Annotated in this window: 17 protein-coding genes; 14 read left to right on the top strand and 3 right to left on the bottom strand. The window is 61.9% G+C overall.

Going from position 1 to position 15862, the window contains the following annotated elements:
* Positions 1-20 precede the first annotated feature (20 nt).
* The gene (locus LH365_RS08305; protein WP_226743188.1) at positions 21-593 is read right to left on the bottom strand and encodes an NYN domain-containing protein; all 573 of its coding nucleotides are present in this window, start codon (positions 591-593) and stop codon (positions 21-23) included.
* A gap of 35 nt (positions 594-628) precedes the next feature.
* Here LH365_RS08305 and folK point away from each other — a divergent pair, with 35 nt between their 5' ends.
* On the top strand, positions 629-1180 hold the full coding sequence (gene folK / locus LH365_RS08300; protein WP_226743187.1) for a 2-amino-4-hydroxy-6-hydroxymethyldihydropteridine diphosphokinase: 552 nt from the start codon (positions 629-631) through the stop codon (positions 1178-1180).
* Here folK and LH365_RS08295 read toward each other — a convergent pair.
* Entirely contained in the window at positions 1141-2109 is a 969-nt protein-coding gene (locus LH365_RS08295) for a DMT family transporter (RefSeq protein ID WP_226743186.1), read from the bottom strand. The two genes, folK and LH365_RS08295, sit on opposite strands and share 40 nt — an antisense overlap.
* A 207-nt stretch (positions 2110-2316) precedes the next feature.
* On the opposite strand from LH365_RS08295, the gene rpoZ reads away from it, so the two are divergent.
* The 13 genes from rpoZ (at position 2317) to LH365_RS08230 (ending at position 15044) form a co-directional block, all read left to right on the top strand.
* Complete coding sequence (gene rpoZ / locus LH365_RS08290; RefSeq protein WP_226743185.1) at positions 2317-2676, top strand: DNA-directed RNA polymerase subunit omega; 360 nt, start codon at positions 2317-2319, stop codon at positions 2674-2676.
* Between the two features lie 405 nt (positions 2677-3081).
* On the top strand, positions 3082-5298 hold the full coding sequence (locus tag LH365_RS08285) for a bifunctional (p)ppGpp synthetase/guanosine-3',5'-bis(diphosphate) 3'-pyrophosphohydrolase (RefSeq protein WP_226745466.1): 2217 nt from the start codon (positions 3082-3084) through the stop codon (positions 5296-5298).
* Positions 5299-5365: 67 nt separating this feature from the next.
* Complete coding sequence (pyrE, locus tag LH365_RS08280) at positions 5366-5956, top strand: orotate phosphoribosyltransferase (protein ID WP_226743184.1); 591 nt, start codon at positions 5366-5368, stop codon at positions 5954-5956.
* 5 nt (positions 5957-5961) lie between these two features.
* Positions 5962-6711, top strand: a complete 750-nt coding sequence (locus tag LH365_RS08275) for a pyridoxine 5'-phosphate synthase (protein WP_226743183.1) — start codon at positions 5962-5964, stop codon at positions 6709-6711.
* Entirely contained in the window at positions 6708-7106 is a 399-nt protein-coding gene (acpS, locus tag LH365_RS08270; RefSeq protein WP_226743182.1) for a holo-ACP synthase, read from the top strand. The genes LH365_RS08275 and acpS overlap by 4 nt, the downstream gene beginning before the upstream one ends.
* Before the next feature lie 102 nt (positions 7107-7208).
* Positions 7209-8024 carry a signal peptidase I gene (gene lepB, locus LH365_RS08265; protein ID WP_226743181.1) on the top strand — a complete coding sequence of 272 codons (816 nt, stop codon included), beginning with the start codon at positions 7209-7211 and terminating at the stop codon, positions 8022-8024.
* A 229-nt stretch (positions 8025-8253) separates the two neighbouring features.
* The gene (gene rnc / locus LH365_RS08260; protein ID WP_226743180.1) at positions 8254-8982 is read left to right on the top strand and encodes a ribonuclease III; all 729 of its coding nucleotides are present in this window, start codon (positions 8254-8256) and stop codon (positions 8980-8982) included.
* Positions 8979-9950 (top strand): GTPase Era, encoded by a 972-nt coding sequence (gene era, locus LH365_RS08255; protein WP_226743179.1) that lies wholly within the window; start codon positions 8979-8981, stop codon positions 9948-9950. Before rnc ends, era begins: the two co-directional genes overlap by 4 nt.
* Before the next feature lie 204 nt (positions 9951-10154).
* Positions 10155-10877 (top strand): DNA repair protein RecO, encoded by a 723-nt coding sequence (recO, locus tag LH365_RS08250; RefSeq protein WP_226743178.1) that lies wholly within the window; start codon positions 10155-10157, stop codon positions 10875-10877.
* Positions 10878-11068: 191 nt separating this feature from the next.
* On the top strand, positions 11069-11536 hold the full coding sequence (locus LH365_RS08245) for a hypothetical protein (protein ID WP_226743177.1): 468 nt from the start codon (positions 11069-11071) through the stop codon (positions 11534-11536).
* A gap of 69 nt (positions 11537-11605) precedes the next feature.
* On the top strand, positions 11606-12016 hold the full coding sequence (locus LH365_RS08240) for a GFA family protein (RefSeq protein ID WP_226743176.1): 411 nt from the start codon (positions 11606-11608) through the stop codon (positions 12014-12016).
* Between the two features lie 73 nt (positions 12017-12089).
* On the top strand, positions 12090-14306 hold the full coding sequence (parC, locus tag LH365_RS08235; RefSeq protein WP_226743175.1) for a DNA topoisomerase IV subunit A: 2217 nt from the start codon (positions 12090-12092) through the stop codon (positions 14304-14306).
* 96 nt (positions 14307-14402) lie between these two features.
* Positions 14403-15044: an exopolysaccharide biosynthesis protein gene (locus LH365_RS08230; protein WP_226743174.1), complete on the top strand. Its 642-nt coding sequence runs from the start codon at positions 14403-14405 to the stop codon at positions 15042-15044.
* 40 nt (positions 15045-15084) lie between these two features.
* Here the strand turns inward: LH365_RS08230 and LH365_RS08225 are convergent, their stop codons facing one another.
* Positions 15085-15822, bottom strand: a complete 738-nt coding sequence (locus LH365_RS08225; RefSeq protein ID WP_226743173.1) for an arginyltransferase — start codon at positions 15820-15822, stop codon at positions 15085-15087.
* Positions 15823-15862 lie beyond the last annotated feature (40 nt).

Raw genomic sequence — 15862 nt, 5'->3', positions numbered from 1 at the left:
ACAGCCAGACAGAACCGAGCCTAATCCTCAAATTCTTCACTGGCCCGGTTGGCCGGTTGCTGCTGGCGGGGGCGGCCCACCACGCTGGCCAGATCGGCCAGATCGACGAAGGTGTCGGCCTGACGGCGCAATTCGTCGGAGGTCATCGGCGGCTGGGATTTAACCGTCGAGACGACGGTGACGCGGCAGCCCTTGCGTTGCACGGCCTCGATCAGGCGGCGGAAGTCGCCGTCGCCGGAGAAGAGCACCAGATGGTCCGCGTGTTCGGCGATCTCCATCATGTCGCAGGCGATTTCGATATCCATGTCGCCGCGCCAGCGCTTGCGCCCCTGGGCGTCGGTATATTCCTTCGCCGTCTTGGTGATCAGGGCGAAGCCGTTATAATCGAGCCAGTCAACCAGAGGGCGTATCGGCGAATAATCGTCGCCTTCGACCAGGGCTGTATAGTAGTAGGCGCGCAGAAGAATGCCGCGTTTGCGGAACTCGTCGAGAAGCTTGCGGTAGTCGATGTCGAAGTTAAGCGCCTTGGCGGCGGAGTAAAGATTGGCTCCGTCGATAAAAAGAGCAATCTTGTCAGTTGGATAAAAACTCATTCAAATGGCTTTCGTTTAAAAAATGAAGAATCAAAATGTCTAAAACAGTAGCGCCGTTCTCAGAATTTACACCGGGCATATATATTGCCTACGGCGCGAATTTGCCCCACGACCATCTTAATCCATTGCAGGCATTACATAGGGTTGTCAAGCGCTTGTGCCAAAGCGGGATAAGGGTTACGCAGATTTCATCCCTGTGGCGTTCGCAGGCATGGCCGAACCCTGAGTATCCGCCTTATCATAATGCCGTATTCGCAGTCGCCACGACTTTGGAGCCGGGTTTTTTACTGAAACGGTTGCATGAGTTGGAAGCAGAGGCCGGGCGTGTGCGCGGGGCCGAATCGAATGCGCCGCGCGTGCTCGATCTGGATCTGATCGCCTATGGAGACAAGGTCAGCGAGGTGGCTCCGATCCTGCCGCATCCGCGCGCCCATGAGCGCGGCTTCGTCATGGGGCCGCTGGCCGAGATTACGCCCGACTGGCGGCATCCGGTGTTGGGCCTGAGCGCGCAGGAGCTTTCGGCGCAGGTCACCGTGGGGCGCGACGCCTATCCGGCGGAAGATACGTCGGGCTTGTTGATCATCTGAGGCCGCTGTTCGAGCCACGTATAGAGGCCGACCCCGCCCAGCACCAGAAGCGTGCCGATCAGGTCGATCGCGGAAATCTCTTCTTTCAGGATCAGCACGCTCAAACCCATGGTGAAGATGGGGTTGATGAAACCGATGACGGCATTGGCCTGAGAACTGATGCGCGCCAGAGCGAAGCTGACCAGATAGCCGGGCAGGACGGTCGCCCCTATGGCCAGCCCGATAGCGAGCGTCCACAGGCCGGGATCGGCGGGGATGGCGCTCATCGGGTGGGTGACGCCGAAATGGATGAAGGTGGCGATCGCCGCGCCGACCATGGCCACCGAGGTGAACAGGGCCGCGCCCATGCGCGCGATCAGCGGCTTGGCCAGCAGCAGATAGAGGGCGAAGGCGACGGAAGACGCCGTGACCCACGCGGCGCCGACCGCGACATCCGGGCCGCCATTGCCGGCTTCCGACCAGAAGACCAGCGCCAGACCGGCATAGGCGATGATGAAGGCGGGCAGGGCCGGCACCTTCAGCGGCTGACGGAACAGCCACGCCCCCAGAAGGATGACGAACAGGGGGTAGGTGAAGAGGATCAGGCGTTCGAACTGCGGCGACAGGTGCACCAGTCCCTCGAAATCGGTATAGCTGGCGAACCAGTAGCCCAGCGCGCCCACGGCCAGCGCTTTGAGATACAGAGCGCCCGATAGGGGTTCGGCGTGGCGCTGACGATAACGGGTGATCAGGCCGACGGCGATGAAGAACGGCGTGGCGATGATAAGGCGCAGGGTCAGAAGCGTCGTGGCATCGACGCCGTATTCATAGGCCAGCTTGATGAAGATGCCCTTGGTGGCGAACAGGAAGGCGCCGCCGAGCGCCAGGGCATAACCGCTCCATTTTGAGAGGAAGGTTGGGCGCGCTTTGTTCGAGGAAGCAGGGGGCATGATGCGCGTCTCTTAGGGGAGGGGGACGACGCGCGCAACCGCTGCACCGTAAAGTTCCCGGCAACTTCCCCGCAAATGACAAGTAATTGTTGTCTTTTGGGGCGACACTGGGTAAAGACGGGGCGAACGAACACGGCTTGCGCTGTCGGTCAAGGCGGAATGCGTCTTGGCGGCGGCGTTTTTGTCATTATTTGCAAAGGGTTCTGCATGGCTCGCGTCACCGTCGAAGATTGCGTCGAGAAGGTCGATAACCGTTTCAATCTGGTGCTTCTGGCGGCGCATCGCGCCCGCGCCATCTCGTCGGGCGCTTCGATCCTGCTTGACCGCGACAACGACAAGAACCCGGTCGTCGCCCTGCGCGAAATCGCCGACGACGTCCTGTCGCCCGACACGCTGACCGAAAGCCTGATCGCCTCGCTGCAGCGCGTGGACGAGCGCACCGAGGCCGAGGAAGAGGCCGAAACCCTGGCCCTGCTGGCCGATCCGCAGCATCAGCAGATGTCGGAAAGCGAGCTGATCCGCGCGCTTCAGTCCGACCGCGACGGCGGTCAGGAAGAGCGCTACTAAGAGTTCCGCCTTATCGCGGTTAATGACGCCGGTCTGTGCCTACAGGCCGGCCTTGTCATTTCTGCGCGCCTTTTTACTGGCGATTAAAGTCTGGCGGGGTTACTCTTTGACTCGCGTGGCGGGGCTCTTATCTAAGGAGCCTGCATGTATGAAAAGAGTACGGTTCTGGAAATGTCGGCTGAAGGGCAATCGGTGATCACGGCGCGGGTTTCGTCTGAAAACGAACCGCCCGCCGTGCCGCCCGGTTTCCCGGAAGAAAAGCCGCAGGAGGTCCCCCCCGGCGAGCCCAGGGAAGGCGATGTGATACCGCCCCCCGAAGCGCCGCCGATCGATCCGGTGGAAACCCCGCCGATCGACCCTCCCGCGGAAACGCCGCCCATCCAGACACCCCCCGAAATGCCGTCAATGACGGCGGAAACGGCGCAGGCTAACAAGCCTGCGCCGGCTCCTCCCAAACGCCGTTTCCTGCGTCAGATGGAACTGATCGACCGGGTTGCCGCCTATGACCCGACCGTCGACGAAGCGCTCCTCAATCGCGCCTATGTCTACGCCATGCGCATGCACGGCGCGCAGTTGCGCGCCTCCGGCGACCCCTATTTCGCCCACCCCATTGAGGTGGCGGGCATCCTGACCGACTATAAGCTCGACTCGGCGGCCATCGTCACGGCCCTGCTGCACGACACGATCGAAGACACGCCGGCGACGCGCGAGGAGATCGCCTCGCTGTTCGGCGAAGAGATCGCGCAACTGGTCGAAGGCGTCACCAAGCTGACGCGGCTGGAACTAAAATCCGAACACACCAAGCAGTCGGAAAACCTGCGCAAGTTCATTCTGGCCATTTCCAAAGACGTGCGCGTCCTGCTGGTCAAGCTGGCCGACCGTCTGCACAATATGCGCACCCTGCAATACGTGCCCGAGCACAAGCGCGAACGGATCTCGCGGGAAACGCTTGAGGTCTATGCGCCGCTGGCCCGTCAGATCGGCTGCAACCGCTTCGCCACCGAACTCGAAGACCTGGCCTTCACCTATATCAATCCGCGGGGCCGCGCGGCTATCCTGCAGCGGCTGGCAGATCTGCGCGACCAGAAGGGCGCGGCGGTGACCGACATCGCGCGCGACATTCAGGATACGCTCTCGGTCGCCGGGATTTCGGCGCGCGTTTCGGGCCGCGAAAAATCGCCCTATTCGATCTGGCGCAAGCTGCAGCGCAAGTCGATCGGCTTCTCGCAACTGTCCGATATCGTGGCCTTCCGCGTCATCGTCGACAGCCCCGAAGACTGCTACCTGTCGCTGGGGGTGCTGCATCGCAAGTGGCCCTGCGTGCAGGATCGCTTCAAGGACTTCATCTCGACGCCCAAGTCGAACAACTATCAGTCGCTGCACACCACGGTCATCGGCCACAAGGGCGCGCGCATCGAAATGCAGATCCGCACCGAGGTGATGGACCGCGTGGCCGAAGAGGGGCTGGCGGCGCACTGGGGCTACAAGAACCAGTCCTACGGCTTCGATGAGGCCGCGGCGACCCTGTGGGCCGAGCGCAATCCGATCGCCAACCTGCGCGCCATCGTGCAGATCGCCGAAAACGGCGGCGATTCCGAGGAATGGGTCGAGCACGCCAAGCTGGAAATGTTCCTCGATCAGGTCTTCTGCTTCTCGCCCAAGGGCCGCCTGATCTCGCTGCCGCGCGGGGCCATGCCGCTCGATTTCGCCTATGCCGTTCATACCGAGGTGGGCGAAAAGGCCATCGGCGTGGTCATCAATGGCGAGCACAAGCCGCTGCGCACACCTTTGCAGAACGGCGATCAGGTCGAAATCATCACCGGCGTCGAAGCCCGTGTGAACCCCGACTGGCAGTCCCTGACCATTACCGGCCGTGCGCGTGCCGCCATCCGCCGCAGCATCCGCCAGACCCAGCGCGACGACTTCATCCGTCTGGGGCGCTCGGCCCTGGAACGCGCCGCGGCGCAGGCCGAAAAGGCCCTGACCGAGATTTCGTGGCGTCCGGCCTTCGAGCGCTTTCAGGTGCAGAGCGAGGACGAGCTGTTCGAACTGTGCGGCCGTGGCAAGATCGCGCCGGCAAAGGTGCTGGAGGCCCTGTTCCCCGGTCTGAAACTGCCCTCGACCCTGACCACCGATTCCTTCAGCCGAATCAAGGACGGCGAAGACGCCACCGCCTTCGTGCGTGGCCATGCCCTGCGCCCGCAGCAGAAGATCGTCTTTTCGCGCTGCTGCACGCCGGTGCCGGGCGACCGTATTGTCGGTATTGTTGAAGGCGCCGAGGTCCACGTCCATTCCATCGAGTGCGAGCAGCTTGAGGCCTATGAAGGCCACAAGGAGGTGTGGATCGACCTGCAATGGACGCTCAACGCCGAAAAGAACACGGTCTCGCCCGCCCGTATTCACGCCAATATGCGCAACAAGCCGGGGGTGCTGGGGCAGGTCTGTACCCTGATCGGCGAGGCGAGGGGCAACATCGTCAATATCAAGCTGTCGAACCAGCAGGTCGATTTCCTCGATGCCGAATTCGAGGTCGAGGTGCTGGACGCCCGTCACCTGACCAATATCGCGGCGGCGATCCGCACCAATCCGTCGGTCGAGGGCGTGGAGCGCATAAGGGGCTAAAAACCCTTTGGGTTCGGCGGCAATTTGGCCTATGAAGCGGCAAATTTGATAATGCCGGGACATGCCAATGACCTCTGAAGACGTGATCAACGAATTCCGCGACGCCAATGCTCTCAGAGAGGGCCATTTCGTGCTGTCGAGCGGCCTGCATTCGCCGCTGTTCCTGCAAAAGAACCTCGTCTTCATGAATGCCGACCGTTGCGAGCGCCTGTGCAAGGCGCTGGCCGAAAAGATCGTGGCGCAGGTCGGTCCGGTCGATGTGGCCATTTCTCCCGCCGTCGGCGGCATCATCCCCGGCTATGAAACCGCGCGCCATCTGAAAGTCCCGTCCCTCTATGTCGAGCGCGTCGATGGCGAATTCAAACTGCGCCGCGGCTTCCATATCGAACCCGGCGACAAGGTGGTGATGGTCGAGGACATCGTTACCACGGGCCTGTCGTCGCGTGAGTGCATCGCGGCCATTCAGGCGCTGGGTGGCGAAGTGGTGGCGGCGGCCTGCATCGTCGACCGTTCGGGGGGCAAGGCCGATGTCGGCGTGCCGCTGATCTCGCTGGCCAGTCTTGAGGTTCCGGCCTATCCCGCTGACGCCCTGCCGCCGGAACTGGCCGCCATTCCGGTGCAGGACCCTGGCAGCCGCCGCCTGTCGCAGAAGGCCTGAAAGCCATGAACCGCATCCGGCTGGGTATCAATATCGACCATATCGCCACTGTGCGCAATGCGCGCGGCGGCAACGCGCCCGATCCGGTGCGCGGCGCGCGTCTGGCGCTGGAGGCCGGCGTGGACGGCATCACGGCGCACCTGCGGGAAGACCGCCGGCACGTGCTGGACAAGGACATCTGGGCGCTGAAAGAGGTCTGCGACGAGTTCCGCAAGCCGCTGAACTTCGAAATGGCCGTGACCGACGAGATGATCGGCATCGCGCTCGACCTCAAGCCGCACGCCTGCTGTCTCGTGCCCGAACGCCGTCAGGAGCGCACCACCGAAGGCGGGCTCGACGTCGCCGGCAATGTCGATGCGGTGGGCGCGGCGGTGGCCAAACTCAATTCCGCAGGCATCCGCACGTCCCTGTTTATCGCCACGGACCCGCTTCAGGTGTCGGCGGCGTCGAACATCGGCGCGCCGGTCGTGGAATTCCATACGGGCGCCCTGTGCGACGCCTGGCGCGAAGGCGAACATTCGATCGTCGAAGCCGAAATGAAGAAGCTCGAATGGGCGGCGCATATGGCGGCGGAGGTCGGCATCGAGGTCCATGCCGGTCACGGCATCGACTACGACACCGTGACCTTCATTTCGCGCGTGCCTCAGATCAAGGAACTGAATATCGGGCACTTTTTGATCGGTGAGGCCATTTTCGTCGGGCTTGAGGCCTCTATCGGCCGTATGCGTCAACTGATGGACGCCGCGCGCCTATGATCGTCGGCGTGGGCATGGACCTGACCGATGCGCGACGCATCAAGGAGTCGGTCGAGCGCTTCGGACAGAAGTTCCTCGACCGCGTGTTCACGCCCGCCGAACAGGCCTATGCCCTGTCGAAAACGCCCATTCACCCAACCTTGGCCAAGCGCTACGCCGCCAAGGAGGCGGTGATGAAGGCGCTGGGCACCGGTTTGCGCGGCTTTCATTTTACCGACATAGAGGTGCGCAATGATGCGCTGGGCAAGCCGGACGTGGTGCTGAGCGGGGGGGCTGCCGAAAGGCTGAAGGGGCTTGTACCGTACGGTCACGCGGTGCGAATCCACCTCAGCCTGACGGACGAGAGCGATCTGGCCGGGGCCTATGTGGTGATCGAGGCGGTTGTAGTGCCTTAACTTAACAATTTTTAAGGTCTATTTTTGGCCGAAATCTAAAAATAGACAGGCAGCAGGAATGCGCTTAAAGCTATGGGCGCTAAAGCTATGTGGGGCTGATTTATGAGCGCTGAAGATAAGGTCGTTGAGGACGCGGTGATCGAAAAAGAAACCGTCGAAGGCGATGAAAAATCCGCGCTCAAGGACGAATGGGCCGATATTTTCAAGACGGTGGCGATCGCCCTGATCATCACGCTGGTCTTCCGCACCCTGTTTTTCCAGCCCTTCACCATCCCGTCGGCGTCGATGGAGCCCAACCTCTATGAGGGCGACTATATCGTCGTGCGTAAATGGGATTACGGCTATTCCAAACACTCGATCCAGTTCTCGCCGCCGGTGATTTCGGGCCGCATTTTCGAAAAACAGGCCAAGCGCGGCGACATTGTGGTGTTCAAACTGCCCAGCAACACCAAGGTCGATTATATCAAGCGCGTGATCGGTCTGCCGGGTGACCGCGTTCAGGTGAAGCAGGGCCAGGTCTTCATCAATGGCGAGGCCGTCACCACTATCGACAAGGGACCGATCTCGGCCGGTGTCACCTATGCGACGCCGGACGTCGAGGTGCTTGAGGAAGCTCTGCCGGCGGGTGCGACGCACCTGACGCAGGACATGGGCTATAAGCCCGATGCCGACGATACGCAGGAATTTACCGTTCCCGAAGGCCAGTACTTCGTCATGGGCGACAACCGCGACAACTCGCTCGACAGCCGCTTCTCGCCAGCCGATCCGTTCCAGCCGGGCGTCGGCTTCGTGCCCGCCGAGAACCTCGAAGGCAAGGCCGTCATGGTGCTGGTGTCGTGGAACAAGGGCGCGTCGCTGTTCAAGCCATGGACCTGGCTCGACCTGCGCTGGGACCGCTTCTTTAAGTCCCTCAAGTAACAAAACATACCTCCCTGGCTATGCCGGGGAGGGGGACCGCACGAGACGGCAGAGCCGGCGAGATGTGGTGGTGGGGTATCTTTCAGAGAGGCCCACCAAACTGCCCGTTGATAATTTAGTAAAGAAACCCCACCACCATCTACGCTATCGCTCGATGGTCCCCGGCACCGGCCGCCCGGCTCGCCAGCAAGCTGGGGAGGTATAGGTGTTTTGAAATGGCCTGTTGTTCATGACGAGAATGCAAAGGGACGCCTCCGGCCATCGCCAGAAGGTGCTGGACGCGCTGGAGGCGAAACTGGGATACCGCTTCGGCGACCGTCAGTTGCTCGACAGCGCCCTGACCCACGCCAGCGTCAGCGACGGCAAGCAGAAAAAAACCGTCGCCGGAGACAACGAGCGGCTGGAATTTCTCGGTGACCGCGTTCTGGGCCTGCTGGTGGCCGAAGCCCTGATGCAGGCCTATCCGCAGGCCGCCGAGGGGGAAATGTCTCAGCGCCTGCATGGTCTGGTCAGTCGTGAAACCTGCGCGGCGGTGGCGGTGTCTTTGGGGGTCGGTGCGGCCCTGCGGCTGGCGCCGGGCGAGACCAAGAGCGGCGGGCGCTCCAACCTGACCATCCTTGGCGACGCCTGCGAAGCCCTCATCGCGGCGGTCTATATCGACGGCGGTTTCGAGACGGCGCGGCGGATATTCGGGCCTTTATGGGAGCCGCATATCCGCTCCAGCCACAGCCGTTCGCACCTGAACCCCAAGTCGCACCTTCAGGAATGGGCGGCCCAGCAGAAGCTGTCTTCACCGAAATATGAGATCGTGGAACGCATCGGGCCCGATCATGCCCCTATCTTTAAGGTCGCGCTCAAGCTAGAAGGCTACGATCCCGTCGTCGCCAGCGGCAAGTCCCGTCAGGAGGCCGAGAAAGCGGCGGCCCTCAGCTTTATCGAACACGCAGGTCTTAATTGACGATCACCTCTTCTTCTCCCGCGACGACGCGCGCGGGTTTCGCCGCCATCATCGGTGCCCCCAATGCCGGTAAATCCACCCTTGTGAACGCCCTCGTTGGCTCCAAGGTCTCCATCGTGACGCAGAAGGTGCAGACGACGCGCTTTCCGGTGCGGGGCATCGCCCTGCATGGCGACGCGCAGATCGTGCTGGTCGACACGCCGGGCATCTTCAAGCCGCGCCGCCGTCTCGACCGCGCCATGGTCAAATCGGCCTGGGGCGGGGCGCAGGACGCCGACATCGTCGTCATGCTGGTCGACGCGCCGGCGCATCTGGCCGTGCATTTCCCGGCCCCCGACACCAAGCCGACCGGAGCCGACAAGCTGGCGGTCGAGGATGCCGAGACCATCATTGCCGGTCTCAAGGCCAATAATCGCCGCGCCATTCTGGTGCTGAACAAGATCGACCTGCTGCGTCGCGACAATCTGCTGGCCCTGGCCGACAGCCTGTTCAAGGAAGACGTCTTCGATCAGGTCTTCATGATTTCGGCCGAAAAAGGCAACGGCATCGGCGACCTGATGGAAGCGCTGGCCGAAAAGATGCCGGTGGGGCCGTGGCTCTATCCGGAGGATCAGGCCGCCGACGCGCCCGTGCGTATTCTGGCCGCTGAAATCACCCGCGAAAAGCTGTTCCTGCGTGTGCATGAAGAACTGCCCTATGCCTGCGCCGTGGTGACGACCGACTTCAAGGACATGCCGGATGGCGCGGCGCGCATCGAACAGACCATCTTCGTCGAACGCGACGGCCAGCGCGCCATCGTGCTGGGCAAGAACGGCCAGACGCTGAAATGGATCGGTCAGCGCGCGCGTCAGGAACTGATGGATATTCTCGACCGCAAGGTGCACCTGTTCCTGCACGTGCAGGTCAATGAACGCTGGAGCGACGACCGGGCGCTATACGCTCAGTTCGGTCTGGAATTCGGAGAGTAAATGTCTATACCTCCCTGGCTATGCCGGGGAGGGGGACCGCACGAAACGGCAAAGCCGTTGAGATGTGGTGGTGGGGTTTCTTAGGTTGCAAACTCTGCCAGCGTACTTTTCAATTAAGTACCCCCACCACCGCATCTGGCGCTGCGCGCGTCGTGCGGTCCCCCTCTCCAGTAAACTGGGGAGGTATGAGGGGCGGAGGATGAGTTGCAGTTCGAAGACGACGCCTTTGTCCTGAGTTCGCGGCCGCACGGTGAAACCGGCGCGGTCGTGCATTTCCTGACGCTGGCGCACGGCCATATTGCCGCGCACGTGCCCGGCGGGGCGTCGCGGCGCATCAAGCCCTTCCTGCAGCCGGCCAGTCGTGTGCGCCTGTCCTATCGCGCGCGAACCTCCGACCATCTGGGCTCGGCGACTATCGAGCCCGAAGGCGACGCCACATCGCTGATCTTCGACGATCCGATGGCCCTGATCGGCGTGCAATGCGCCTGCGTCATGACCCGCGCCGTGCTGCCGGAGCGCGAGGCCTATCCGGGCGCGTTCCATGCTTTTGACGCCCTGATGAGCGGTTTCGCCATGCCGGAGGTCTGGCCCTATATCTATGTGCGCTTCGAAATGGGCCTTTTGGAAGCGGTCGGCTTCGGTCTCGACCTGTCGTCGTGCGCGGTCAGCGGCAGCCGCGACGATCTGGCCTATGTCTCGCCGCGCTCGGCGCGCGCCGTCAGCCGTCGGGAAGGCGCGCCCTATAAGGATAAACTCCTGCCGCTGCCGGGGTTTCTTCTGTCTTCGCAAGGCGGGGTGCAGGCCGACGACCTGCGGCGCGGGCTCGATCTGACCGGCTATTTTCTGGAGCGGCATATCTTCCATCCGCTCAATCAGCCCCTGCCCGAAATCCGGACACGCCTGATCGACGCCGTGCGGGAATCGTGACTTTCCCAAGATCGTTCCTGAAAGTGAACCCATCTCCGTTGAAGATGGCCGATAAATCAAAAAATGGAAAAGGGCTTCGAATCGAAGCAGGTTTAAAAAAGGCACGCGAAACAGCGTTCTCCACGCTTTGGTAAGGTGTCTCTTGTATTAATGGACGGATGGACCCGGTACGGGCGGAATTGAACGGAAGCATGTCGGGTTACAGCGAAGAGGAACTGAGAGCGGCCAACGTCAATCCGGAAACGGGGCTGGCGACGGACTATCTCAACCTGTTCAACGAAGCCATCATGCTGTTCGAAATGGGTCTCGACATGCCGGACATGGCCGAGGAACTGATGGACTGGCGCCGCCGCGGCTATGTCGAACACTTCGAAAATTCGGGTTTCGAGCAGAAGGACGTAGTGATCGCGGCCTATGGGGCGTCACCTTCTGAAGTGCGCAAGCCTTTCGACGCCGCCTGCGAAAATGCGCTGGAGGAGTTCGAATCCGGCATTCAGATCCTGCTCAGCTCCAATATCGAAGACCCGGTCGCGCGCGACGATCTGGCCGCCAGGCTGGAGAGCATGAAGGCGCACGTGCTGGAAATGGACGCTCACATCCATGGCCGCGCCGCGCGCATGGACGACAATCTGCAGAATGCGGTCGACGCCCTGTTCTGAACGCCTGGGCCCTGCTGACAGATTTTGTCACCATGCTCTGCGAGGCTCCGCCATCGGAGGAGCCAAACCATGACGCAATCGACACTTTTGACCGCCATCTGCCACTGCGGCGCCACCCGTATCGAACTGCCGCGGGCACCGGAAGAGGCCAGGACCTGCAATTGCAGTTTCTGCCATCGCACCGGCGCGGTCTGGGCCTATTTCGATCCGGCCGAGGTGACGATCGCCACTCAGGCTCAGGATCGTGTCTATTCGGCCAGCGGCGGCATGAATCAGCACCATTTCTGCGGCCATTGCGGCGGCAATACCCACGGCGACAGCCCGGACTGGGCCTCGGCCTACAATGCCGACGGGACGCCGAAGGGCGAGGCGGGCGTGGTGCCGAAAAAGCGCATCTTCGCCGTCAATATGCGCATGGTCGACGGCTTCGATCTGGCGGCCCTGCCGACCGAAGCGATGGACGGCCGCAACAACTGGTGACGGGGTGTCGCCTTCCACAGCCTGTTCTGCATATGTGCTTGTACGAAAACCGCGAAAGCCTTACGGATAAGGCATGAGCAACGATGTGATTCTCGACGAAGGCGGCCGTATCCTCAGCGAACCGATGGGTGAGGCCCTGTCGCGGCGCTATCTGGCCTATGCGCTGTCCACCATCATGCACCGCGCCCTGCCGGACGTGCGCGACGGCCTCAAGCCGGTGCACCGGCGCGTGCTGTACGCTATGCACAATATGCGGCTCAATCCGCAGTCGGCGGCGCGTAAATCGGCCAAGGTGGTCGGTGAAGTCATGGGTAACTTCCACCCGCACGGCGATCAGTCGATCTACGACGCACTGGTGCGCATGGCGCAGTGGTTCGCCCAGCGTTACCCCATGGTCGACGGGCAGGGCAACTTCGGCAATATTGACGGCGATTCCGCCGCCGCCATGCGTTACACCGAATGCAAGATGACCACGGCGGCCATGCTGCTGCTGGACGGCATCGATGAGAACGCGGTCGACTTCCGCCCGACCTATGACGGTCAGGACGAAGAGCCGCTCGTGCTGCCGGCGGCGTTTCCGAACCTGCTGGCCAATGGGGCGACGGGCATCGCCGTCGGCATGGCGACCTCGATCCCGCCGCACAATGTCGCCGAACTGATCGACGCCTGTAAGCTGCTGATCGCCGAGCCGGCGACCGACACGGACGGGCTGATGGCGATCATTCCGGGCCCCGACTTCCCGACCGGCGGCATCTGCGTCGAGCGCCGCGAGGCGATCCGCGAAGCCTATGAAACCGGTCGCGGCTCGGTTCGTGTACGTGCCCGTTATGAAGTCGAGGATCTGGGGCGCGGCAACTGGCGCATCCTCGTGTCGGAAATTCCCTATCAGGTGCAGAAGTCGCGCCTGATCGAGCAACTGGCCGACCTGATCGAAGCCAAGAAGGCCCCGCTGCTGGGCGATGTGCGTGACGAGTCTGACGAAGAGGTGCGCCTGATCCTCGAACCCAAGACGCGCAATATCGATCCGGAAGTGCTGATGGAAAGCCTGTTCAAGATTTCCGATCTGGAAACGCGCTTCGCCTTCAACATGAACGTGCTGGACAAGACCGGCACGCCGCGCGTGATGGGCCTCAAAACCATCCTGACCTCGTTCCTCGATCACCGCCGCGAGGTGCTGATCCGTCAGTCGCAATGGCGTCTGGACAAGATCGAGAAACGTCTGCACGTCCTGGACGGCTTGATGATCGCCTTCCTCAATCTGGATGAGGTAATCCGCATCATCCGTGAGGACGAAACGCCGAAGCAGACCCTGATGGCGCGCTTCGAACTTACCGAGGTGCAGGTCGACTACATCCTCGACACGCGTCTGCGTCAGTTGGCCCGTCTCGAAGAAATGGCCATCAAGGGCGAGCACGACAAGCTGTCGAAGGAACGCGACGGCCTTCTGTCGCTGCTGGGCTCCGAGAAGAAGCAGTGGAAGCGCATCGACGAACAACTGGCCGAGGTGCGCAAGCAACTCCTGTCGGCGCGCCGCACGACCTTTGCCGAAGCGCCGCAGGGCGTCGAGGTGGCTTCGATCGAGTCCTATCTGCCGAAGGAAGCCCTGACCGTCGTCCTGTCCGAGCGCGGCTGGATTCGCGCCACCAAGGGCCGCGTCGATGACCCGTCGGAACTGAAGTTCAAGGAAGGCGACAATCTCGGCTTCCTTGTGCCGGGCTATAATACCGACAAGCTGCTGATCATGACCTCGGACGGGCGTTTCTTTACGCTCGGCTGCGACAAGCTGCCGTCGGGCCGCGGGCATGGCGAGCCGCTCCAGTTGATGCTGGAGATGGACGAGAAGGCGCGCATTCTGGCCGTCTTCATGTTCACGCCGGGGGCCAAGCGCCTGATGGTGTCGAAGAACGGCTACGGCTTCGTGATGAACGAGGAAGACGCCGTCGGCAACAAGAAGGCCGGCAAGTCGGTGCTTAATGCGGATGGCACCGAGGCCTTTGCGGCCCTGCCGGTGACGGGCGACCACGTGGTCATCCTGGGCGAAAACAACAAGGTGCTGGTCTATCCGGTGTCCGAACTGCCGGAAATGGCGCGCGGCAAGGGCGTCAAGCTGCAAGGCTATAAGGACGGCGGCGTGAAGGACATCGCCGTCTTCGATCAGGCCGGACCGGTCAACTGGTACGACGGATCGGGCAAGGCGCGCGACTTCAAGGACTGGAAGGACTTTGTGGGCAAGCGCGCCAGCGTCGGCAAGATGGCCCCGCGCGGCCTGCGAAAACTGCGTCCGAACTAGGCTGAAAGGGCGTGGAGCGATCTTCGCCTTTTTTGTTGATAGGGCTGAAATCGATTTTCCACTTGCGTCCTTATGTCACTTTTGCTGCGATGCGGCATGCGCAAGATTTTCGGTTTTCACGACACGTCTGAATCCCTCAGTTCCATGCTGACCCATACGGTGGGCCGCATCGAGGGTAAGCACACCACGCTCAGGGAGCTGATCGACATGATGGGCGAGCAGGGGCTGTTGCTGCTCTGCGTCCTGTTGTGCCTGCCCTTTCTGATCCCGGTATCGGTGCCGGGCATTTCGATCCCGTTCAGCGCGGCGATCATTCTTATCGCCGTGGCCATTCTCTTCAACCGCCTGCCGTGGCTGCCGGAGAAGATACTGGATCGCGAGATCGAGACGGCGAAGCTGGTGCCGGTCCTGCAACGCGGCGTCGGCGTGGTGTCGAAGATCGATCGTTTCGTCAAACCGCGCCTGCTCAAACTGACCACAGGGGCGCTGTCGAACCGCGTCAATGCGCTGGTGCTGATCTATGCGGCCATTGTGATGATGCTGCCGCTGGGCATTATTCCGTTTTCCAACACCCTGCCGGCGCTGGCTATTCTGCTGACGGCGGTCGGCATGATCCAGCGCGATGGCGTGTTCATCTTGGTAGGGCAGTTTTTCGCGCTGGCGGCGACGATCTATGTCGGGGTGATCTGCTACGGCGCGTTTGCCGCGGGGCAGGGGTTGAATTCACTCTTTAGTTAAATGTTCCCGGTTAACGGGTGCAGGGGCCGCGCCCCGGCTTCTAATCGGAAGCATCCAAATCCGGATCGATCTCGGTCCAGCCGAAATCGGTCAGGGCCTCCAGCGGCTTATAGCGCGCCTTATAGTCCATCTTGGGCGAGCCCTTCACCCAGTAGCCGAGATAGACATTGGCGTAGCCGGCGCGCTGGGCCTGCTCGATATGATCGAGAATCACATAGCGCCCCAGCGAGCGGTTCATCAGGTCCGGGTCGTAGAAGCTGTAGACCAGAGACAGGCCGTCATTGAGCGCATCGACCAGCACGCAGCCGATCAGTTGCCCGTCCAGCCGGTATTCGATGATGTGGGTGCGCACCAGCGTGTCTTCGACCATGGCCACCAGATCGGGCCAGGTCATATCCATCATGCCGCCGTCGGGGTGGCGCACCTTGAGATATTTCTGCAGCAGGTCGTACTGCTCGCGCGTCGCTTCGGCCTCGCGGAAATGGCGGGTGACCCTGGCGTTGCGCTTGACGATACGCTTGTCCGTGCGGTTGAACTGATAGCCGTGCACGGGGATGCGCACCGACTGACAGGCGCGGCACGACGGACAGGCTGGACGATAGGCGATGTTCTGCGAGCGGCGAAAGCCGATGGCCGATAACTGATCGTTGACATTGATGGCTTCGAGCGGCGGCAGGTGCACGAAGACCTTCCGCTCCTCCTGACCTTCCAGATACGGGCAAGGGCCAGGGATGGTCAGATAGTATCTGAGCTTTCGTCCTGGAAAATGCTCGCTCATGGGGTGGGGCCTGATCTACTCACCTGCTTATGAGACCCCA

This window comes from Asticcacaulis sp. AND118 (assembly GCF_020535245.1).
Classification (GTDB): domain Bacteria; phylum Pseudomonadota; class Alphaproteobacteria; order Caulobacterales; family Caulobacteraceae; genus Asticcacaulis.
The sequence above is the reverse complement of the archived record's forward strand: the minus strand, read 5'-3'. Positions and strand labels throughout refer to the sequence as shown.